The sequence below is a fragment of the Mariprofundus sp. EBB-1 genome (assembly GCF_003665155.1).
GTDB lineage: Bacteria > Pseudomonadota > Zetaproteobacteria > Mariprofundales > Mariprofundaceae > Mariprofundus.
Map to the genome: position 1 here is coordinate 26,675 of NZ_RCFQ01000022.1, position 21,185 is coordinate 47,859.

At 47.0% G+C, this 21,185-nt stretch carries 19 protein-coding genes; 6 read left to right on the plus strand and 13 right to left on the minus strand.

All coding sequences use genetic code 11. From position 1 onward, the window contains the following. Positions 1 to 4 precede the first annotated feature (4 nt). The 4 genes from D8Y20_RS09535 to tsaE all read left to right on the plus strand — a co-directional run bounded on the left by D8Y20_RS09535 (position 5) and on the right by tsaE (position 3,412). Positions 5 to 295, plus strand: a complete 291-nt coding sequence (locus tag D8Y20_RS09535) for a DUF6172 family protein (protein WP_121543121.1) — start codon at positions 5 to 7, stop codon at positions 293 to 295. A gap of 120 nt (positions 296 to 415) precedes the next feature. Then, complete coding sequence (gene thiC, locus D8Y20_RS09540; protein WP_121543123.1) at positions 416 to 2,281, plus strand: phosphomethylpyrimidine synthase ThiC; 1,866 nt, start codon at positions 416 to 418, stop codon at positions 2,279 to 2,281. Positions 2,282 to 2,500: 219 nt separating this feature from the next. Beyond that, the gene (locus D8Y20_RS09545) at positions 2,501 to 2,968 is read left to right on the plus strand and encodes a CBS domain-containing protein (RefSeq protein WP_121543125.1); all 468 of its coding nucleotides are present in this window, start codon (positions 2,501 to 2,503) and stop codon (positions 2,966 to 2,968) included. A 6-nt stretch (positions 2,969 to 2,974) separates the two neighbouring features. Next, positions 2,975 to 3,412: a tRNA (adenosine(37)-N6)-threonylcarbamoyltransferase complex ATPase subunit type 1 TsaE gene (gene tsaE / locus D8Y20_RS09550; protein ID WP_121543127.1), complete on the plus strand. Its 438-nt coding sequence runs from the start codon at positions 2,975 to 2,977 to the stop codon at positions 3,410 to 3,412. A gap of 34 nt (positions 3,413 to 3,446) precedes the next feature. On the opposite strand, the gene D8Y20_RS09555 is transcribed toward tsaE, so the two are convergent. From D8Y20_RS09555 to D8Y20_RS09615, 13 genes are all read right to left on the minus strand, one after another. After that, positions 3,447 to 4,082 (minus strand): carbonic anhydrase, encoded by a 636-nt coding sequence (locus tag D8Y20_RS09555; RefSeq protein ID WP_121543129.1) that lies wholly within the window; start codon positions 4,080 to 4,082, stop codon positions 3,447 to 3,449. Positions 4,083 to 4,156: 74 nt separating this feature from the next. Next, complete coding sequence (locus D8Y20_RS09560; protein WP_121543131.1) at positions 4,157 to 5,302, minus strand: PilT/PilU family type 4a pilus ATPase; 1,146 nt, start codon at positions 5,300 to 5,302, stop codon at positions 4,157 to 4,159. A 143-nt stretch (positions 5,303 to 5,445) separates the two neighbouring features. Beyond that, the gene (locus D8Y20_RS09565; RefSeq protein ID WP_161957616.1) at positions 5,446 to 7,569 is read right to left on the minus strand and encodes a PAS domain S-box protein; all 2,124 of its coding nucleotides are present in this window, start codon (positions 7,567 to 7,569) and stop codon (positions 5,446 to 5,448) included. Then, positions 7,566 to 8,702 (minus strand): FIST N-terminal domain-containing protein, encoded by a 1,137-nt coding sequence (locus D8Y20_RS09570; RefSeq protein WP_121543134.1) that lies wholly within the window; start codon positions 8,700 to 8,702, stop codon positions 7,566 to 7,568. The genes D8Y20_RS09565 and D8Y20_RS09570 overlap by 4 nt, the downstream gene beginning before the upstream one ends. 199 nt (positions 8,703 to 8,901) lie before the next feature. Then, entirely contained in the window at positions 8,902 to 9,132 is a 231-nt protein-coding gene (locus D8Y20_RS14045) for a DUF6868 family protein (protein WP_201265605.1), read from the minus strand. A 22-nt stretch (positions 9,133 to 9,154) separates the two neighbouring features. After that, entirely contained in the window at positions 9,155 to 9,424 is a 270-nt protein-coding gene (locus D8Y20_RS09580; RefSeq protein ID WP_121543136.1) for a VF530 family DNA-binding protein, read from the minus strand. Positions 9,425 to 9,484: 60 nt separating this feature from the next. Next, on the minus strand, positions 9,485 to 12,202 hold the full coding sequence (locus D8Y20_RS09585) for an ATP-binding protein (RefSeq protein WP_201265606.1): 2,718 nt from the start codon (positions 12,200 to 12,202) through the stop codon (positions 9,485 to 9,487). A gap of 39 nt (positions 12,203 to 12,241) precedes the next feature. After that, positions 12,242 to 12,862 (minus strand): lipopolysaccharide assembly protein LapB, encoded by a 621-nt coding sequence (locus D8Y20_RS09590; protein ID WP_121543138.1) that lies wholly within the window; start codon positions 12,860 to 12,862, stop codon positions 12,242 to 12,244. Between the two features lie 23 nt (positions 12,863 to 12,885). After that, positions 12,886 to 13,788: a hypothetical protein gene (locus D8Y20_RS09595; protein WP_147434055.1), complete on the minus strand. Its 903-nt coding sequence runs from the start codon at positions 13,786 to 13,788 to the stop codon at positions 12,886 to 12,888. A gap of 63 nt (positions 13,789 to 13,851) precedes the next feature. Continuing rightward, positions 13,852 to 16,023 (minus strand): urea transporter, encoded by a 2,172-nt coding sequence (locus tag D8Y20_RS09600; RefSeq protein WP_121543142.1) that lies wholly within the window; start codon positions 16,021 to 16,023, stop codon positions 13,852 to 13,854. 3 nt (positions 16,024 to 16,026) lie between these two features. Continuing rightward, positions 16,027 to 17,442: an alanine racemase gene (locus D8Y20_RS09605; protein WP_121543144.1), complete on the minus strand. Its 1,416-nt coding sequence runs from the start codon at positions 17,440 to 17,442 to the stop codon at positions 16,027 to 16,029. Then, positions 17,432 to 18,541 (minus strand): ATP-grasp domain-containing protein, encoded by a 1,110-nt coding sequence (locus tag D8Y20_RS09610; protein WP_121543146.1) that lies wholly within the window; start codon positions 18,539 to 18,541, stop codon positions 17,432 to 17,434. The genes D8Y20_RS09605 and D8Y20_RS09610 overlap by 11 nt, the downstream gene beginning before the upstream one ends. Then, positions 18,538 to 19,329 (minus strand): PqqD family peptide modification chaperone, encoded by a 792-nt coding sequence (locus D8Y20_RS09615; protein ID WP_121543148.1) that lies wholly within the window; start codon positions 19,327 to 19,329, stop codon positions 18,538 to 18,540. The genes D8Y20_RS09610 and D8Y20_RS09615 overlap by 4 nt, the downstream gene beginning before the upstream one ends. Positions 19,330 to 19,476: 147 nt before the next feature. Between D8Y20_RS09615 and D8Y20_RS09620 the strand changes: the two genes are divergently transcribed. Continuing rightward, positions 19,477 to 20,418: a dihydroorotate dehydrogenase gene (locus D8Y20_RS09620; RefSeq protein ID WP_121543150.1), complete on the plus strand. Its 942-nt coding sequence runs from the start codon at positions 19,477 to 19,479 to the stop codon at positions 20,416 to 20,418. Positions 20,419 to 20,458: 40 nt separating this feature from the next. Further along, a complete protein-coding gene (locus D8Y20_RS09625; protein WP_236075380.1) occupies positions 20,459 to 21,151 on the plus strand; it encodes a thermonuclease family protein in 693 nt (230 codons plus the stop codon). Positions 21,152 to 21,185: the final 34 nt, after the last annotated feature.

Genomic DNA, 21,185 nt, shown 5'->3' on the forward strand with positions numbered 1-21,185 from the left:
TGCTATGAAAAAAACGTTCCAATTAAGTCACCCGAAAAAAAAGGTCGCAAGGCTGGTGGACGCAGTACGGTGCGATGTGAAAAAATATTTGAAAAGAGAGCGTAAAAAAGATTTATCTGAAGGTGTGGACTATTGGGACTTTGATTGCAAGTTCGGACCCAGTGCTGAACTGGCTGAAGTGATTGAAGTGGCGGATATTGGAAAAGCTATTGATGAGGCCGAAAAACAGCAGTTTGAGACAATATATGTGGAAATTCTGGCCAAACCGGGTCACAGAGCAGAACGGGATAATTGAAGGCTCAGCATAAGTCTGCTTAAGCATAATCGTTGAAGGGGTAATAGCGGTGCTATGCCCTACTGTATGACTTGGTTATAGTTGCCGCCCGCTCTTAGGAGCGCTACCTCTGGAGGAACAATGCCGATACATGCTAACAACCCGAATATAGACCAACACAGCTACGATGCGCAGCAGTCATTTCCGAACTCGCGCAAGGTGTACGTTGAGGGATCCCGTCCCGATATTCAGGTACCAATGCGTGAAATCACACTCTCTCCGACGCAGATGAATGATGGTGTCGAAGAGAATGCTCCTGTTTTGGTGTATGACACTTCAGGGCCTTATACCGATCCGGATGTCGATCTCGATTTGCAGAAAGGTTTGCCTGATGTGCGTGCAGCCTGGATTGAAGAGCGTCAGGATACAGCTCCATTAACAGGTCTATCTTCCGCTTATGGTAACGAACGGCGTGATGATGAAAGTCTGGATCATCTGCGTTTTGAACATGTGAAACAGCCACGCAAAGCCAAGTCCGGCAAAAATGTGAGCCAGATGCATTACGCGCGTCAGGGCATTGTTACACCTGAAATGGAATATGTGGCGATTCGTGAGAATCAGAAGCGTGAACATTTGCGTGAAATTACCAAACAGCATCCGGGTCAATCTTTCGGAGCCAGTATTCCGCGTGTGATTACAGCTGAATTTGTACGTGATGAAGTAGCACGTGGGCGGGCCATTATTCCCGCCAATATTAATCATCCTGAACTTGAGCCGATGATCATCGGGCGTAATTTCCTGGTGAAAATTAATGGTAATATCGGTAACTCAGCGCTCTCTTCATCGATTGAAGAAGAGGTGGATAAGATGACCTGGGCAACCCGTTGGGGTTCGGACACCATTATGGATCTCTCTACAGGTAAGAATATCCATGAAACACGTGAATGGATTATCCGTAATGCCGCTGTTCCGATTGGTACCGTGCCGATCTATCAGGCCCTGGAAAAAGTAAACGGGGTTGCTGAAGATCTGACATGGGAAGTGTTCCGCGATACCTTGATTGAGCAGGCAGAGCAGGGGGTGGATTATTTTACCATTCATGCCGGAGTGCTGCTGCGCTATGTGCCGATGACTGCAACGCGTCTGGCTGGCATTGTCTCTCGTGGTGGTTCAATTATGGCCAAATGGTGCCTCTCGCATCACAAAGAGAACTTTCTCTATACCCATTTTGAAGAAATTTGTGAAATCATGAAAGCCTATGATGTCTCTTTCTCACTCGGTGATGGTTTGCGTCCGGGCTCGGTCGCTGATGCCAATGATGAGGCGCAGCTGGGTGAGTTGAGAACACTGGGTGAATTGACCAAAATCGCCTGGAAGCATGATGTGCAGACGATGATTGAAGGTCCTGGTCATGTGCCCATGCAGATGATCAAAGAGAATATGGATCTGCAGCTGGAATGTTGTGATGAAGCGCCTTTTTATACATTGGGCCCGCTGACCACTGACATTGCACCGGGTTATGATCACATTACATCCGGTATTGGAGCTGCCCAGATTGGTTGGTATGGCTGTGCTATGTTATGTTATGTAACACCCAAAGAGCATCTTGGTTTGCCAAACCGTGATGATGTGAAAACGGGTGTGATTACCTATAAAATTTCTGCCCATGCTGCTGATTTGGCCAAAGGACATCCCGGTTCACAGCTGCGTGATGATGCCTTATCGAAAGCTCGTTTTGAATTCCGTTGGGATGATCAGTTTAATCTGGCTCTCGACCCTGATACTGCACGTTTATATCATGATGAAACGCTGCCGAAGGATTCAGCCAAAGTAGCGCATTTCTGCTCCATGTGTGGGCCGAAATTCTGTTCTATGAAAATTACACATGATGTGCGTAGATATGCCAAAGAACATGGTTTGGAAACACGTGAAGCGATTGATGCTGGTATGGCTGAGCAGTCTGATGCGTTTGTGAGTACAGGTTCAGAAATTTACATTAAGGCCTGATTACCAAATTAGTCAGCATTTTCCACCGCAAAGGACGCAGAAGGTGACAACGCTTGCACAAGAGAAGGCACCCTGGGGTGAATTTTGCGTATTCTGCGGTGAGTTTTAATGTGATTGCTCTGAGTAAACATAGTGATGGATTTACGCTGTGTGATTTTACTGTATAATGGATGATAGTCGGTTGTTAATGCTGCCGCTTTGATTCACAGGAGGACTGTTATGGCATATTCCAAGGTTTTTGCGCGTGATATTATGAATGCTTCTCCGCCGCATTGTCATATGGATCTATCAGTGGAAGCGGTCGCTAAACGATTTGCTGATGAAGATATCACAGGCATGTTGGTGGTGGATGATGACAAGCGTCTGTTGGGAGTGATCACCGAAAGTAATTTGGTCGATCAGCAGCGAAACCTGCATCTGCCGACTGCGATTGCATTGTTTGATATGGTTATCCCCATGGGGGCTGCGAAATTTGAGCAAGAACTTAAGCAAATGCAGGCCATGACGGTAGGTGATTTGGTGGAAGATGATGTGGTATCTGTAAAGGATAGCGCGGATTTGAACGAAGTATCCAGTATCATGAGTGATCATCGTATTAATCATTTACCGGTGTTGGATGAATCTGGCGATGTGGTAGTTGGTATGATTTGTAAACACGATGTGATCAAAGCATTGGTCGCTCACTGAATTAGCTTGAACTTTTTATCCCGTAACGAAACAGACACGATAGGTATCGCCAATGATTTTGCTGCATCACTTCAAGCGGGTGATGTGGTGGCTTTGTCCGGTGAACTTGGGGTCGGAAAAAGTGTTTTTTGTCGTGCCCTGATGCGCTCTTTGGGCGTTCAGGATGAGGCTCTTCCCAGTCCAACCTTTGCTATTATTCAGGAGTATGATGGCGCCATTTGTAAATTGGCACATATGGACTGGTATAGGCTCGAGGATGCGGATGAAATTGAAATGCTCGGCGTACGCGATTATTTTCAACCACCATGGATCTGTTTGATTGAGTGGGCAGAGCGAGCAGATAGGCTGCTTTCTGATCGCGTTATTCATGTTGAAATACGCTGTGTAGAGCATGATCTGGATGCTCGCGCGATTAATATTATGGGGTCAACGTCTAGGCCGTAAGTGTATCGGTGGGATCTTTAAGTATTTGTCTTGATTAGTCGGAAAATGATTCACCATAACAGGCTTCCCACTCTTTCTGGCTGCGAAACTCAAGCCCTAGTTGTTTGAGATGACCATCGTGAATATCGAAAATGAGACCGATCACACTCACATGCTGTCCCCGTTTCCACGCTTCACGCACAATGGTGTTGCGGCAAATATTGTGTACCTGTGCTTCTACATTGAGTTCAGCCAAACGGTCAGAACGTTCCTTAGGAGGGAGTTTTTTTAATTCCGAAGCATGTCTATTGTAAACAAAACGTACCTGATCCAGCCAGAGATCTACTGGCTGTACGCCGCTGTGTTCGAGTGCCGCATGAATACCACCACAGTCATAATGGCCGCATACGATGATGTTGGGTATTTTGAGTTCATCAATGGCATATTCGAGCACTGCCAACGAGTTTAAATCATTGGTGGCAAAGATATTTGCAACATTGCGATGCACAAATACAGAACCTATTGGCAACCCTGCCAGTTTGTCTGGACCGACACGCGCATCTGAACAGCCTATCCACAGGGTTTCCGGGCTCTGGGTTTGTGAGATGCTTTTGAAGAAATCAGGAGTGTCCCGTATGACCTGGTCAGCCCATGAGTGATTGTAAGCAAGCATTTTGTCGAGAAATGGCATAATGGTGGATAAGACTAGACAGGTGGATCAGCAGGGGGAAGTAAAATCGATGATATGGTGTATTGATAGGTTCGCTAAATGGATAACTCCAGACCATCACTATCTTCACCTTTAATGCTATCTGTTTTGGGGGTGTTCGACGTTGAATCCAAATTAGCCATTTTCATTTTCAAACGCAGATTATTGGCTGAATCGGCATTTCTAAGCGCTTCCACTTCTGTGATTTTACCATCTTTCCAAAGCTCAAAAAGGGCTTGATCAAATGTACGCATGCCATATTGGGCACTCTCTTCCATGGTTTCTTTGATGGCGCTGACATCGCCTTTAAGAATCAGGTCGGATAAGCGGGGGGTGTTGATCATGATTTCGATGGCGGCAGCGCGTTTGCCATCGACTGTCTTGACCAGACGTTGTGATAAAATGGCGCGCAGATTCAAAGCTAGATTCATATATACCTGTTGATGCTGTTCTTCTGGGAAGAAATTAATGATGCGATCAAGAGCCTGATTGGCGTTATTGGCATGTAGCGTAGCCATCGCCAAGTGACCCGTTTCGGCAAATGAGATGGCATGTTCCATGGTTTCTCTTTCGCGAATTTCACCGAGCAGAATAACATCGGGAGCTTGTCGGAGGGTGTTTTTCAGCGCAGCGCGAAAGGATGCTGTATCAGAGCCGACTTCACGCTGAGAAACAAAACACTTCTTATGGGTGTGCATAAACTCAACAGGATCTTCAATGGTAATGATGTGGCCAGCCTGATTGGCATTGCGCCAGTCTACCAGCGCCGCCAGTGACGTCGATTTACCTGAACCGGTCGCGCCGACCATTAGTACAAGCCCGCGTTTACTCATGGCGATGTCTTTAAAAATATCTGGTAAATGTAGTTCATCAAGCGAGGGTATTTCTGTCGTGATTTGACGAATGACCATGCCGACTGAACCACGCTGGCGATAGACATTGACGCGGAATCGCCCCAGAGAAGGTACGGCGACAGAGAGATTCATTTCCATTTCAACAGCAAATTCAGCTTTTTGTTTTTCGCTCATCAGGCTGTTGGCCAGTTTTTCAATAATGGCCGGATTGATAGCGGTTTCTCCCAAGCGCAGAATAACGCCGTTAATGCGATAGCCTGGAGGTGCTCCAGCCATCAAATATAGATCAGATGCATCTTTTTCTACCATGACCTTTAATAACTGTTTGATCGAAATCTCATCGTTCATCATCTGCTCCGTTGATGTGTGTACGCATCATCAAGATGTAAGAAGCAAAACACATACCAACTAGCCAGACCTGTATTGATCCTGAATCAGACTGGTTGTTGTCAAGGCTATCAGCGCGCGTTTGGTGCGCCTCTGTGAGGCTGTCAGGATGTGCTGTTGAAGCAGTTGGATACTACCTCTTGAAAGTGATCGATGAGATATGGTTTCTGAATAAAACCGGTCAGTCCCTTGCCTTTAAAGCGCGCAGTAGCATCTTCGGCGCTGTAGCCGGATGAGAGAATCACCCTGATGTCCGGTTTTATGTTGTGCAACGCGTTGTAACACTCTTCACCATTCATATGCGGCATGGTCATATCAAGCAGTACACCGGTGATACGGTGTTGGTGCTGGCGAAAACATGCAACACCATCCCGACCATCGACAGCGGTGATCACTTCAAAGCCCATCTCTTCGAGTATCATGCTGGCCAGTTCACGGATGGTTTCTTCATCATCAATAACAAGGATCAGACCAGAGGATGAGACTATCTGAGCTTTGCTGGTCGGTTCACTCTGCTTGGGTGATTCGGTTATGGGTAAGGCGATTTTAAATGTTGTGCCCTTGTCGGGTTCAGAATAGAGCTTGAGCAAGCCGTGATGACCATGCACGATGCCCAGTACTGCGCTCATACCCAAGCCTCGACCTGTAAATTTGGTGGTGAAAAAAGGATCAAAGATTTTCTTTTTGGTGTCGGCATCCATGCCGCAGCCGGAATCAGACACTTCCAGATAGACAAAACGGCCAGTAGAAATGTCCGGTTTATGGATTGAGCTGTTTAGACAGAGCTCATCAACCTGCATAATCCCCGTTGCTACCACGATGACACCACTCTGTTTGAGCATGGCTTCAGAGGCATTGATGACCAGATTCATGAGCACTTGCTGTATCTGGGTGATATCAGCGTCAACCATTGGCAGTGTTGTAGAGAGATCACATTTCAATATCACGCTTTTGTCGATGGAGACTTCCAGCAGGGAGTGCATCTCTTCAACAAGCGTGGAAAGGTTGACCGGCTTAATAATAAAATCGCCTTTACCTGAATATGCTAGCATTTGCTTGCACAGGTTGGCGGCTTGAAGGCTGGATTGCTCGATTCTCTGCAGGTATTCCTGTCCGGGTGAATAAGTGTCTATTTTGCGCTTGGCTATGCCGGTATTGCCAATGATAGCGGTAAGGATGTTGTTGAAATCATGCGCGATGCCACCGGCCAATACTCCCATGGATTCCAGTCTGTCCACATGCTCCATCTGTTGTTGTAAGGCGATTTCCCGACGCAGGTCTCGTGCAATAACAGCTAGACGGTTCGGGTTTCCATGCGTGTCGGGTAACGACATGAATGTGCAGGCGGCGGGAATACTATTGCTTTGCTGATCGATGAATTCACATGCGGATTCATAAACGCCCTGTTTGATGGTTTGTGGAAAAATACGTTCTTGCAGCAGTTGATATGTTTCAGGGCTATGGAATGCATCGACTGTCATGTCATCCACTGCCTGCTCCTGATCCAGACCTGTCATGTTTCTGCCTGCCGGGTTGATGTAGAGCACATGCCCCTGCAAGTCAGCGATGCCTACAAAATTCAGCGTGGCTTCAATGATTGAGGCCAGGTCCCTGACTTCACCAGTGCGTGCTTCTACCAGATCTTCCAGATCGGCATGCGATTTCCGCAAGGCTTGCTCGGCAGCTTTGCGCTCGCTTATATCGCGCAGAACCATGGCATAGGCCAGCGTGTCCCCCTGTTGTACGACCGAACCGACAAACTCGACAGGGAGCTCTGTGCCATCTTTGCATTGCGCAAGGCCTTCAACCCTCTGGTTCATTAAGGCACCACGGCCGCGTGCTAAATGACGATGAAAATAATTCAGGCTGGTGGCATGTAGATGTTTGGGGATGAGGATGTCTTCAAGCCGTTGATCGATGACTTCCTGCTCACTGAAGCCAAACATTTGCTCAGCCATAGGGTTCCATGATTTGATATATCCATCATGATCCAGGCGAATGATGGCATCCATAGCATTTTGAACAATCAGTTCAAACCAGTTTTCAGCTTTTTCCAGTGCTTTGGATTTTTCTGCAATGCGCTGCTGGTAGGATTGCAGTTGTTTCTGGAACGGCAGTTGAGACGCATTGCTTTCCAACTGGCGCATGCGTTTGCTTAATGCTTTGATGGTTTCCTGTGCCGCATCCAACTGTTTTTGCAATGTATCGGCTGTAGGTTTGTCGCTCATGCTGAACCCAACGCCAATGCGACCAGTGTCTGATTCACATGCAAGCCTTGCCATTGTTCGCCATAGGTATCAAAACCGATCACATGATTGCTTATGCTCATGGTTTTGTCTGCCAATAGTTGATTTATATTGGCATTACTACCTTCCAGTGCGCGGTAAATACAGTTACAGACCAAAAGCAGCTCTGCTTTACCTGCCTGTTGCTTAATCTCTGCGATGAACGTGTTGTATTCGTCAAGCATGTTCTGGTGTTTGCACAAATTCAGCACCATGCCTTCTTCGATAGCGCAGCCGAATTTAAGTGCGTTATCTTCGCAAACTTGCCTGAGCGCACGCACATAACATTCATCGCCATAAGGGTAGGTCAGTGGATTGTCTGAAAATATCTGTGCGGTCAGATCATTTATTTCAAGGCCGAGTAATTGGGCATAACGCTCGGCGGCGGGTATTCCATCAAGTCGATATACCAGCCGTTTATCGACATCCGCTTTGGTAATCACCACATCCATGTCACCGGGCATATAATGCTGATGTTTGATGGCGTGAAATGGAACCCTGCTCTCTGCCAGAATAAACAGTGCTGCATGCTGATACGCTTTGCCATTGGCAATCACAAAGGCGTGCTCAAATTTGAGATCATCGCCGGCTGAGCCACCGAGCAAAGGAATATCTCCCAATTCATTGGCCATGGCTGCGATCACAGGCTCTTCGCGCGTACTCAGTCCATCGAAGATACTCAGACAAAAAAAGCGTTCGGGGTTGAGTTCACTCCATGCGATATCCAGCTGGGTTAACATCGTGTTGCATGCTGATTTAGCACTCTCGTCAGCAGAATCGTTGAGGTTCTCAATCACTGCACTAGCCCAGCGAATATCAGGTGTTGAGACGCCTGAGAGTACCAGTGAACTGTTTTTATGTTGACCACTTATCCATTCCCCGGCTGTTGTGCCGCCGACGATTAATGTGTTCGGGAAGCGTGTGTGAAGTGCTGCAGCAACGTCGGGTGAATGCTGGGTTGAAGAGTGAAACACAAACAGGATGTCGGGCGACACAGCATCAGCCCAGTGCCCTGTCGCTTCAACAATAGCATCGAATGCATCCGGATTACTTGAAGAACCTTCAACGATTTGCATGCTTTAATCCTCCACCCGCATTGATGAGTTTAGCATACGGTAGCGTCTGTTGTAACAGAAATAAATCAGCATCCCCCTGCATAAGGCCATAAAAAAGCTGATGGGGTTTGAATGATGTAGTAGGAATCAATGCCTTATTTAAACGATTATAGGGAATTGATGGTTGATCTATAACGCTGCGTTGTGGTGTTGGTAAATGCTAGGTCATTATACGCAGTGCGAAGTAGGGAACAATATTGAAGACAATGACGGCAATCTTGAATTGCGCCAGGTATTGAAAATATGCTTGTGACAGGTCTGATTCTGCCATGCTGAACATACTGGCGTGCATGCGTGCAATGGGTTGGCGAAATAGCATGATACATATCGCTGAGATTCCTAAAACCCCAATATTGATGACACTACACCAGCCAAAAAATACTCTTAACATATCGAGAGTGATCACGGGGCTGTTAATCTCTGTTTGGCCAAGGCGATTTTTTTTCGGAGGGCTCTTTCTCTCTTAGCATTTCGAGGTATAAATTTTCTACCTTTGTTCTGGCCCAAGGGGTTTTGCGTAGAAACTTCAGACTGGATTTCACTGATGGATCACTATTGAAACAGCGGATCCTGACGTAGATACCCAGCTCGCCCCAGCCATAATGCTCAACCAGGTCGGTGATCATTTTTTCAAGAGTAATGCCATGCAGAGGATTGTTGATTTGCGTTTGTTTGTCAGACATGGGGCAAACCTATGCAAGGCTTAACAAATAGTAAAAGGAGAGAGGTGAATATGAACGTCTTCATGTTTCATGGTCATCAGGCAAGGTGATGGCGTTCAAGTCAGCCAGAGCCGCATCAAAATCATAAGCGGCGAGATGCTGGCGTAAGCATGATATATGCTGCGTATTGCTATCCCCAAGTGCTACGCTGAGCTCATCCAGTAGATCCACCGCATCGCCATCATAATCTTCTAATAACAGACGCATCTGATCGATAAGGTTGTTGACTGTATAACGATCCACACTCTTCTCGTGTCTTTGATCTTCTGGTGCTACCGTCGCACATAGGCCACTTAAACTTTCAGTAATCGTTGAAAGTTGCATTTCAGCCGTTGCCCAGATGTTGTCATCAATGGGTTCCCCTGTTGATAAGGCCGACTCCAGCGTTGCGATCTGTTGCATCAGTACTTTGGCGCCTATATTGCCTGCAAGTCCTTTCAGTATATGTGCAATGGACCCTGCCGAGGCATAATCATCAGCTGCCACAGCAACTTGCATGCGTTGTATGCTATCGCCTTGTGAATCACGGAAGCTGCACAATATTTGTCGATATAGTTGTTTGTCGTCTGCCAGTCGCTGTAAACCATCATCAATATCTATGCCCTGCAGAGCAGAAAAATCAATATCGTCAGGCTGCGTGTTGCTGGCAGCAGAGGCTGAGAGATCAATTTCATTCGACGATGAATGCGTGATCCATCGCGCTAATGTGTTGTACAATATGCCCGGGTCAATGGGTTTGGATATGTGATCATTCATGCCTGCATCAATACATGCTTGTTGATCAGCACTCATGGCATTGGCTGTCATGGCAATGATTGGTAGTTGAGCAAAAGCACTATCTGCACGAATCAGGCGCGTAGCTGTCAGGCCATCCATGACCGGCATCTGCATATCCATTAACACAGCATCAAATGCTTTGGCTTTGACTGCGCCCACGGCCTGTTTGCCATTATGAACGATGTGCAGATTCACACCGGCCTTACTTAATAGTCCATCGGCAACTTGTTGGTTGATCTCATTGTCTTCCACCAGCAACACATGCGCACCTTGTAGTGCTTGCATGTTGTTTGATGGAGTGCTGTTGCCAGCGGTGAATAGTGCTCTGGCATTGGCATCACCGAGCCCAAAGTGAATATCAAACTGGAAACTACTGCCTTGATCAGGGGCGCTTTCTACAGTGAACTCTCCCTGCATTAAGTTTACCATCTGCTTGCAAATAGCCAGCCCTAAACCTGTTCCACCATAATTGCGTGTGGTTGATGCATCGGCTTGTCTGAAGGCTTCAAACAGATGTGCCATCTGCTCTTCAGACATACCAATACCGGAGTCTGAAATGTTGAAGCGGAGGTCGATGCCCGTATCATTTTGTTGGATCGGCGATATTTTTATTTGTACATATCCTGTTTGCGTGAATTTTACGGCGTTGCTGACCAGGTTGAGCAGCACTTGACCCAGCCTCAGGGAATCACCATGCAGCATGGGGATATCAGCCGGCACATCCACGATAAACTCAAGTCCTTTTTGGTGAGCCTGTATTGCGGCCACGCTATCGACATGATCCAGCGTCTCCTGCAGATAAAAATCGGCCGGATCCAACTCCATTTTTCCTGCTTCGACCTTGGAGAAATCGAGAATATCGTTGATGATTTGCAATAGGTTTTCTGAAGCGGTGAGTATTTTATCAAGATATTGGCGTTGTGAACTGTCTGTGGCGCCATCTCTGGCCAGATGCGTCATGCCGATCACAGCATTCATAGGGGTGCGGATTTCATGGCTCATATTGGCCAGGAAATCACTTTTTGTGCGTGTCGCCGCCAGCGCTTTGTCGCGCGCTTCGGCTAGCTCACGGGTGCGTTTTTCAACTTTATCTTCCAGTGTGTGGCTGTGCTCTTCGAGTTGTGCATAAGAGTGTTTGAGTGACTCGGCCATGTCTTCAAGGGATGCTGCCAGCAGGCCAATTTCATCATCGTTACGGCTGCTGATATGGGCGGTAGCGGAAAAGTCACCATTGGCCAGTTTGTGCGAAAAATGGACGAGCTTTTGAATAGGGTCTGTCCATCGGCGGGCAAAATAATATACTCCGAAGGCTCCTAAAATAAGAAACAATAATGATGTCACAGAGGCTCTGGTTAAAGCTGCTGCAATGGCAGCATGATTGCGTAAACGGGATGTAGCCAGGTTTTCATTTAACTCATCGACAGAGAACCCCAGACGAACGACGCCCCATTGTTTCTGATTAACCATAATGGGAACAACGCTTTCCATAAAAGCATGATTACCAACTGTGAAGTCATGATGCATGGTCTCTGTTTGCATGGCGGCAAAGGCTGATATCTCACCTGAGAGGATGTATTCACGAAGAGCAGAATCAACCAGGTCACTGCCGATGGCTGATTTGGCTTTTTCACCCTCTACCAGGATAACATATTTCAGGTCATCAATGTCCTTAATAACATTGTTAATGTATGTATCAGTAAGACGAATACGGTAGGTTGAAACGAGTCTTTCGATCTGAAGTGACATTTTCTTACTGGCTTTACTCGCTTTCTTATGCACCTGCTCTTGCAAGAAAGAGCTATGTGCAGCCAGTGCATTGTTAAGGCTGTCTTTTTGTGCAGAGACTTGCAGGACGGTCAACATTACAATCATGGCCATAATAATCCCGACCATGGCCACCATCATGTGCCAGCGCATGCCGCGCTTTATGCTTAGCTGAGGTACAATTTCCTTATCGGGCATATAGAATTCGCAATCCTTGTTTTAGTTAGCGATAGTATATTACGATTTTAAATAACGGATAGCTTCAAGATTTTCGGGGTATCGTACAAGTACGCGTTTATAGGCTTCCTGGGCCTCTATCTTTTTGCCTTGCCAGGCATAAGCTCGGGCTAGATACACAATTGCTGTGGCGTCAGTAGGATAGTTAGCACTGACTTCTTTGGCGTGTTTCTCAAGTGTTTCCCAGTTACGCAAACCCTCTTCACACACCATTAAACGCACATGGGCGGTGTAATTTAGGGGGGAGAGCCCGATAATCTGTTTCAGATAATTCATCGCACTGCTCCAGCGTCGTTGTGCCATCAGCGGCAAGGCGATACCTAAGCGTGCATCTATTGAGCGATTGTTTCTATCCAGTGCGCGCTGGTACGATTGAATGGAGTCATTGAAATTGCCTTGCAGATAATTGAGCCAGCCATACCGAATCAGTGCAAATTCATTTTCATCGCTATTGTCGGTAAATGGATAGATGACTGAAGCGGCTTTTTCATACTCACCATTTGCCTCCAGTGTGTAGGAGGTGCTCCATGGGCTTTTTGTTTCAGCGCCGTTAACGACGGATGTAAAACCGATTAGTGCAAACATCATCGATGTGATTGGAAGCCATTTATTCTTTAACATGATACTCTCCTTTAAATTCAATCTTACCATTGGCTGGATAGATTCAAATATCCATAACGATTATTGTAAGAATCAGCAGTTGTATTATTTAAATAATTTTCATTACCAGCCATGAGCATCAAACTTACTGCTTGCGTTAACTTCCATTGTAAAGCCAGAGAAACAGAACCTCGCTGGACATCCGTCAGGTTGTACACGGTGGCAGCGTCGTTATCGACAGCGTAAATGCGTTCACCTACAAGCCCGGATATTTTTATATTATTCAGCTTATGCCAGGCATCTGGAGCAAACCAATGCGTCCATTGGGCTTCTAAGGCGCTGGTGCTGCTTTTGTTTTGTGCGCGTAAAGCATTGGAGGGGGCTATAACGTAGCCACGCAGACGAACCCAGTCGGCTGAATCGTTGAAGCCAAAACCAAGTGTTGGTGTGAACTGGTGTATTTTGAGGTTATTCTGATATATGGAATAGGCATAACCGAAATCAGCATAAAAGGTTTTATTATAATTTAAAAATGAGAGTTGTGGCGCGACAACCCGAACATTATCTGTATTACCGCTGGTATCATTATTGTTGATAGCGTGTCCATCCAGACGCAGTGTTATTGGCCCAGGTAAAACATCGAGATAGAGATTGTAGTGCAGGCTAGCGTAGTACGATTGTTGATTGATGTCGGTGGTACCATTTCTAAATGCGAGTTTGGTATAACTGCTACCTAATGCAAAACCTCCCAGCTCAAGGTAATCTGCACTTAATATCAGACCGCCACTGGCGATGGATTTCCGGGATAGGGCGCCGCTATAGCTACCATAGAGAGCTTGAAGGTCTGCTTTGGCTGACCAGTCACTTTCAGCAGCCAGTACAATGTGCTGAGCACATATCAGGCTGGCGATGAAAGCCATTACTCTTACGTTTCGCTGTATATGCATATTATTCTCCTGTTCCTAAAACTGTTGAATGAGTAGTGACCGATCCATAGTTGATTCCATCACTCATGCTTTGATTTTCCAGGCCGGAATACCTGCATCTGCTTTTTGACCGACCTCCAGCAGTGTTGCCTGCAAGGTACCTGTGTCACTTTTTATGCTAATACTTCTGCAGCCTATGCGCGGTTCAATAGTCACTATGGATTCAGCATGAATCTGCATCCCGAAAGCGAAGTTTAAACGATGCTGACCGGATTGCTGCCAGAATTCACCATCCCATTGGCGTAAATATCGACTGTCGATACCAGTGCCCAAAGGGAATAGGCACTTGCCTACCCAGCGCTGCTTTGCAGTCATCGGTAATAGCTGCATTGAAGGTTGATCATGCCAAGATAGTTCACCATCTGTTAAGGGCATCAAACCCAGAGCTAAAAGCCATGCGTCTAAGAATGCATCGGCAGGCCCGGTTCGGTCATAAAATGCCAATAGATGATCTTGTGCAGTAAATGCTGCGCTGGCTCCGGAATCAGATGTTAAACGCAATTGCCCTGTCAGATTGAGTGTTACCGATAAACTCCTGTTGGCCGATTTGTTGTTGTGAATGACCTGATAACTGAATTCCCTGCCTACATTTAAGCGCAAACTTTCGACCAGTATCGGATCCATCTTGGGCATGGTTATGCGATCGCCTTCAACAGGGCGAGAAAAGAGCTTAAAGCGTGCTTGTTTGGGGGATGTGGCGTGCGGGTCATTGGATTGATGCAGTACAGTGGTCAGGTGGAATGGGTGAGTGGCTAAACCAAGTGTTTCCCCCCATTGTACATGCAAGTGTAAATGCGGTTGTGGCGAGCGGCCAGAGCTACCACATTCAGCCATCGGCTGACCGGCATAGAGATAAGCTCCGGCTTTCACACCGATGCTGCCTTGTTTGAGATGTGCAACCAGAGCGCAGAGGCCATTGGACATGCGGATCAGCACATGATTACCCCAGTTGTTCTCCAGATCGACCTGGCCGGGGGCATTGTCCGGCAGGCTATCCAGCGTTTTTACAACATAACCAGCAACTGGAGAAAGCACGGGCAGTCCGAAACAGAAGTAGTCATTCAAACTGGCGCCATCGGTATGATAACTTTGTCCATTTTCGACAATATAAAAATCCAGTGCGTGTTGCCATGGTGCTTGATGGGTATGGGCACCATCAAAGCCCTGATAAACCTGCCAGCGCCCATAAAAAGGAGCTAATACGGGTACACTGTTAAATTCACCGTGTCTTGCCATAGCTAGTCTGGCTCGCTCAGCGCTTTTTTCAGGCAGGGCAGGCGCATCAAGAATCAGTTGCAAGCTGTCGGAAGCGGGCCTGTGTGTAAGGGCGAGCAGAATCGTGAGTGTGGTGATGAGAAAGGGCAGTGCCATCACTGGCAAACCATAGACCAGCATGAAGGTTTCAGATGCAGAGGTGACAAGTGCTGCAATAACGGCTCCAACCATAGCCAATGCAAAACTTTGCAAACTTGGCACAGTGAAGACTCCACCGAGTGCTATGGCGACAAGAATGAAATTAAATCCATTCCAGGCCACCAGATCAGGGTGTGGGCTACCTGATAGAAATGCATAGACAGAAAATCCGCATAAAAACCCTGCTATCGCCAGCACCGCCAGGTAGCGGGATGTGATGAGCAATCCTAAGAATAGTAATAGGCCGGCCACTGGGTGAGGGGTGAAGAAGGCCGATCCAAGGGCGGTGAGGAATTGATCAATAAAGGGTGAAATTAAACCGTCATTGGGTGCCAATGGAAGCAGGTAACGGCTCAAGGTGCCATAGCTGTGTGCGGCCAATGTCACTGTCAGAGCAACAATGACAAAGGGTAGGCTTAATATGGGTAATCTGCCCAAACGCCACGCAATATCAGCCATGGCGACGGTGGCAAATACCGCCAATACTGCCCCTAACGCAATCAACACAGCCAGGTGTAGGTCGAGCATGTAATATGCCCCCAGTGACAAACCAACTAGTAGGCTATTGTATACATGCAGGCCACTTTCAAGGTTTCTGAACTTGAGTAGTTTTGCCGTCATCATGCCTGTCATTGCAGCTAATAAACCGGAAAAGCCGGCATTGGGAAACCAGAATGTGGCGAGCACAAACAGTGCCCCAATCCAGGGCCTAGGTGCAAAAAGAATTGCTCCGTAAGCCCTGAAAAGGCCTGCCAGTGTTTCTTTTAACGGGGTGAGAAACAAGGCTTAAATATCCTGTTGTGTTTCAAGTGAGCAGAGGTGGGCAGGAATACTTTCCTGCGCGGTCATGACATGCAGATCTTCTGCTGCACGTACTATCGAAACTTGCTTGTCGGAATGTATCATGACCACATTGGGGCGGTACTCAATAAATTGCATCCACTGGGTATTATTATATGCACCGACATTACTGAAGATCATGGAGTCACCGACGTTCAATGGTGGTAGCAGTACCGATGCACGCATAATGTCGATATTCATACATAAAGGACCGTAGAGCACCGTGTCTTCTGCCACACCTTCGAGCTGGCGGGTTGGCGTAACCTGATGATTGTACCAGAAACCGGTGAACAGCAAATTGACACCTGCATCAATGACTACAGAGCGTCTGCCATCTGGCATGCGTTTGTTGGCCACAACCGATGAGACAAGAATTTCGGCATCATCAACCACCGCTCTACCACTTTCGATAATCAGACGTGGTCTGCCGCGCCCTTGCATATCACGTTCTCTGGTTGCGTCATTCAAAGCTGTGCAAATAGCTTCTGCATATTGATCCATGCTTGGAACGACCTGTTCAGGTGGTAAATAAGTGCCCTGCAACGCATTCATCGAGGCGAAACCACCGCCAATATCAATGCTTTCAATTTCACATCCTGTTTGCAGTTCTATCTTATCCATAAAAGCGCACATGATTCTAATCTGTGCACCATAGGCGCGTGGATCAAGAATGAATGTGCCCAGATGGCTATGCAAGCCACACAGATTCAAGTGTTTACTGTCCCCCAGGATACGTGCGGCATCAAGTGCTTGCCCTGACTCGATGTTAAAGCCAAAACGACTCCAGGGTTCTGTGAAACCGGTGTCGAAATTGAGCCGCATGGTAACGTCAACCTGCTTGCCTGCTTCTTTGGCAACGTCTTCTAACAGGTACAATTCATCAAGATGATCAATATGAATGCGTCCACCCTCAGCCACAACGCGCTCAAGAATAGGACGTTCTTTGTGAGGCCCATTGAAGAGAATTTTTTCTGCAGGCATGCCAAGCTGGCGTGCTTTTTCATATTCGAATGCTGAGACCACTTCCGCCCATGCACCTTCCTGATGTAAGGTGTTGCAAACAGCGGCCAGATAATTGGTTTTATACGACCAGCTGTAGGTGACATTGGCATAACGTGTTTCAAAGGCTCTTAATAATTTACGTACATTGTTACGCAATCGTTGTTCTGACAGAACGAACAGCGGGGAACCATACTCTTCTATGAGAGATGCAATGGAAATAGCTTCAAAACTGTCCTGATAATGTCCTCCGCTCACACTGCCAAACTTATTCAGCGAACCGATACGGTGGGGGGTTAATGTCGGTTTATGCCACCTTTTTTTTGCGCTAGTGTCATCTGTAGGTTTTGTTTCATTGTTCATCATTCAGCTCCTGCCCACGCTTCTGTTTAACATCTGCGGTATAACAACCATGCATTGCCATCGCTTCGAATGTATTCAAATCAATGACGGTCTCTTTCGCATAACGAATCATCATCATGCCTGTTTTAGGTTTCTTGAATTCGGTTTTTTTAGCCATGACCAGATCCACTAAACCGGCTGGAAGGTTGCTGCCTGCTTCTGCAGCCAGGTAAATCCAGGCAGGAAATCGGGGATTGATTTCAATGAGCAGGTATTGTCCATCGCTCTCTTTGAGCATTTCCACTTCCAGTGGCCCAGCCCATTGCAGTGCCTGCACCAGTTTTAGTGCGTCATGTTCTAATTGTCTGTCTTCGATGGTGATGCAAGACCATGCTTTACCTTTATCGGTAACGGCTTGTTTGCGCATCATGACAGCTCCGAGCAGTTCGCCTTTACCATCACCAACTGCAGTCAGATTAACTTCATGGCCTTCAACATAGCGTTGCACTAGCACTGGATAACCCCAGCTTGCAGCAACTTGTCTGAATGCAGCAGCCCCTTCATCAGCATTATTCACAATTGTGGCATCATAAAAAATGCCTTTCACCACCATGGGGTAGGTCCAGTTATCATCATGGCAACGATAGAAAAAATCGGCGCTGGTGATGTTTTTTGTTTCCGGATAACGAATGCCTGCATTGCGTGCCAATTCACCCAGTCTGTCTTTATTGCGATCACGTAACTGGGCGACATCAGGAATGAGCATGCGAATACCCAGGTGTTCAAATTCTAGATGCAAACGACTAAAGCTTAATAATTCAGCATCCAGACATGGAATGAGTACATCAATAGTCTCTTGCTGCTGAATATAGTGCATACGATCCATCAGTTCCTGCTCACCAGCCGATGGGTAAGGCAACAAATAGGCTGCATCACAGAGTTCTTTCAGATAGAGGCCTGCATCAAGGACGTCGTAACCCAGCCCAATGATGCGCACATTATCCCCATGCGCTAAACGCAAACAGCGTGCTACAGCCAGTCCCGGCCCCGGGTTATCCGGCTTGGCATTCATACCTGTGACGGCGATGGTTATTTTATGGTTTGGGTTTGTTTGATTCATTGGAGAAATTTACGCAACTGGCTGGAGAATTCGGTGATATCACGTGCCGCATCGGATTGACTGACTTCAAAGTCACGTGAAATCGCTACGAGCAGGGCTTCTGCATCATTGCTGTGTTGCAGAAAGCGCAAGGCATAAATGCATGTTTCATTGGCGGTGAAGCTTTTTCCATTGACCGGATCAAAGACAAAGCCACTGTCATTCAAGGCTAGTCTCTGCATCACTTCAGGCGCTGGAAAGGTGGTATCGTTTGGTTTGTTCTTTTCCCATGGTAATTGACTCATAAGACGCTCCTTTTGCCTGTCCCGATCATTGTTGTCGGGATTCCAGGCACGATAAATCGATTGCATCAAATGATCGGTAAGTACATCTGATGTAATTCCTATGGGTGTTGAACTCATCAATTCAATTCTAGTTTGTACGACGTTGACGAATTGAAGCCGACTTGCATCCAAAGCCTGACGCAAATATGGCGTATCCATTGGCTGGCAACACAAGAAACTTAACAGGGGATCCTGTTGAAGCAGTTGTTGTTGCAGATAGATCAGTCCACCTCGGCCGGCAGGCATTGCATCGAGTAATAGGCGTAATTGCTCTGCTCGTGTCTCTATCCAGGCCGTCAGCATGGCTTCTTTAGAAGAGAAGTGACGAAACAATACACCATCGGATATACCGGACTGCTGTGATATCCGCTGCGTGGTTAAAAACGCCAGTTGATCCTTGGCTGCGATTACATCGATAGCCCTGAGCACCTGTTTCCAACGCGTTTGTGCGGTCTTTGTTTTCACTTTTGATCACCCATGGGGCGAATAAAAAATGAGAGTGTTTACTTTCACAAGCATTATTTGCACCTTTTTTTTCGATTCATCGAAGAGCTTAAGGCTTTGGCAAAAAACATCATAGGCTGAATCTATATTCGGCGCTATGCTTGGGCTATGACACTACATACAGATCTCTCCGTTTCTTTTGCAGGCCTTCAACTGCAAACACCCTTGGTGCTATTATCCGGCTGTGTCGGTTTTGGTGAGGAATACACCCATATTGAAGGCTGGAATAACTGTGATATTGGTGCGGTGATTCTTAAAGGTACGACGCTGGAGCCACGCATGGGTAATGCGCCGCGTCGGTTGTATGAAACACCATCGGGTATGCTCAATGCCATTGGTTTGCAGAATCCCGGTGCGCGTTATGTGATTGATGAAATTCTGCCACATTTGCCACATGACCAAACACAGTTCTGGGCCAATGCCAATGGCACCAGCCCTGAAGAGTATGCTGAAATGGCGCGTATCTTTGATGATTCGCCGGTGACAGCGATTGAGATCAATATCTCCTGCCCGAATGTAAAAGAGGGTGGCGTGCATTTTGGAAATAATCCGGCCATGGCAGCACGTGTGGTAGAAGCGATGCGTCCGATGACGAAAAAACCGTTGATTACCAAGCTCTCACCGAATAATGCTGATATTGCTGAAACAGCCCGTGCAGTGATTGAGGCGGGTAGTGATGGTCTCTCTGTGATTAATACCTTGGTGGGTATGGCCGTGGATGTTCATAGTCGCAAGCCGATCATTGATAATGTATCCGGCGGTCTGTCCGGTCCTGCGATTAAACCGGTAGCGCTATGGAAAATTCATCAGACACGCGCTGTAGCTGCCAAACATGGCATCCCTATTCTGGGACAGGGTGGTATTTCCAATGCCAAAGATGCGATTGAATTTGCCATTGTGGGTGCGGATGCGATAGGTGTTGGCACTGGCCTGTTTTATGATCCGTTGATGTGCAAGAAGTTACTCGATGGTATGTCTGAATATCTCGAGCAGCATGATATGAATACTTACACTGATCTCGTAGGATCTCTTGTTACGCAACCTGCTTAGGCTCTTATGCGTAGGGCTGTTGTGTTTTCACGCAGCCGCTGTGCAGGCAGGTACACTCTCAGTTGTTGGTCAATCGCGTTGGGTGCAGGTGGCATACGTGTTTGATGGCGATACCTTTCGTACCCGTGGCGGTGAAAAGGTGCGTCTGTTGGGCATCAATAGCCCGGAAATTGCACATGGAAAACAAGCTGCACAGCTTTATAGTGAACAGGCAAAACGGCAACTGAAGGCATTGCTTTCTAATCAATTGGTGCAATTGCGTTTGGACAGAGAAAAGCGTGATAAATATGGTCGTACATTGGCGCAAGTCTATTTGCGTGATGGTCGCTGGGTGAATGAGATCATGGTGCGAGAAGGTTTGGCGCATGTATATACCTTTGCACCTAATTTCTATTGGACGGATGCACTGTTAAAGAGTGAGTTGGCTGCCAGAAATGAGATGCGTGGCATGTGGAAATCGACCCGATGGCGTGTACTCGATGCCTCTGATGTTAAGAACCATCACATTGGCCAGTTCCATCTGGTGCGTGGTTATGTAGATGGCGTTCGGCCATGGCGTTTTAGACTGGGAAAACTCTCGATCAGTGTACCGCGCGTTGCACGACAATGGTTTGTACCCTCCGATCTTCCCAAGGCCGGGCAGAAGGTGACCATTGCAGGGGTGATTCGCATGTCATCCATGGGTAATCTATATTTGAGTTTACACTCCCCTTATGACCTGCGCCCGAAATGAAAGCAGGCTAATCGTATTAAGATTGGTTGAAAAT

What these genes read in the sequence shown, in the direction of transcription:
- D8Y20_RS09535 (WP_121543121.1), top strand. Translation starts at nt 5, where the DNA reads ATGAAAAAAACGTTCCAATTAAGTCACCCGAAAAAAAAGGTCGCAAGG.
- thiC (WP_121543123.1), top strand. Translation starts at nt 416, where the DNA reads ATGCCGATACATGCTAACAACCCGAATATAGACCAACACAGCTACGAT.
- D8Y20_RS09545 (WP_121543125.1), top strand. Translation starts at nt 2,501, where the DNA reads ATGGCATATTCCAAGGTTTTTGCGCGTGATATTATGAATGCTTCTCCG.
- D8Y20_RS09555 (WP_121543129.1), bottom strand. Translation starts at nt 4,082, where the DNA reads ATGCCATTTCTCGACAAAATGCTTGCTTACAATCACTCATGGGCTGAC.
- D8Y20_RS09560 (WP_121543131.1), bottom strand. Translation starts at nt 5,302, where the DNA reads ATGAACGATGAGATTTCGATCAAACAGTTATTAAAGGTCATGGTAGAA.
- D8Y20_RS09565 (WP_161957616.1), bottom strand. Translation starts at nt 7,569, where the DNA reads ATGAGCGACAAACCTACAGCCGATACATTGCAAAAACAGTTGGATGCG.
- D8Y20_RS09570 (WP_121543134.1), bottom strand. Translation starts at nt 8,702, where the DNA reads ATGCAAATCGTTGAAGGTTCTTCAAGTAATCCGGATGCATTCGATGCT.
- D8Y20_RS14045 (WP_201265605.1), bottom strand. Translation starts at nt 9,132, where the DNA reads ATGTTAAGAGTATTTTTTGGCTGGTGTAGTGTCATCAATATTGGGGTT.
- D8Y20_RS09580 (WP_121543136.1), bottom strand. Translation starts at nt 9,424, where the DNA reads ATGTCTGACAAACAAACGCAAATCAACAATCCTCTGCATGGCATTACT.
- D8Y20_RS09585 (WP_201265606.1), bottom strand. Translation starts at nt 12,202, where the DNA reads ATGCCCGATAAGGAAATTGTACCTCAGCTAAGCATAAAGCGCGGCATG.
- D8Y20_RS09590 (WP_121543138.1), bottom strand. Translation starts at nt 12,862, where the DNA reads ATGTTAAAGAATAAATGGCTTCCAATCACATCGATGATGTTTGCACTA.
- D8Y20_RS09595 (WP_147434055.1), bottom strand. Translation starts at nt 13,788, where the DNA reads ATGCATATACAGCGAAACGTAAGAGTAATGGCTTTCATCGCCAGCCTG.
- D8Y20_RS09605 (WP_121543144.1), bottom strand. Translation starts at nt 17,442, where the DNA reads ATGAACAATGAAACAAAACCTACAGATGACACTAGCGCAAAAAAAAGG.
- D8Y20_RS09610 (WP_121543146.1), bottom strand. Translation starts at nt 18,541, where the DNA reads ATGAATCAAACAAACCCAAACCATAAAATAACCATCGCCGTCACAGGT.
- D8Y20_RS09620 (WP_121543150.1), top strand. Translation starts at nt 19,477, where the DNA reads ATGACACTACATACAGATCTCTCCGTTTCTTTTGCAGGCCTTCAACTG.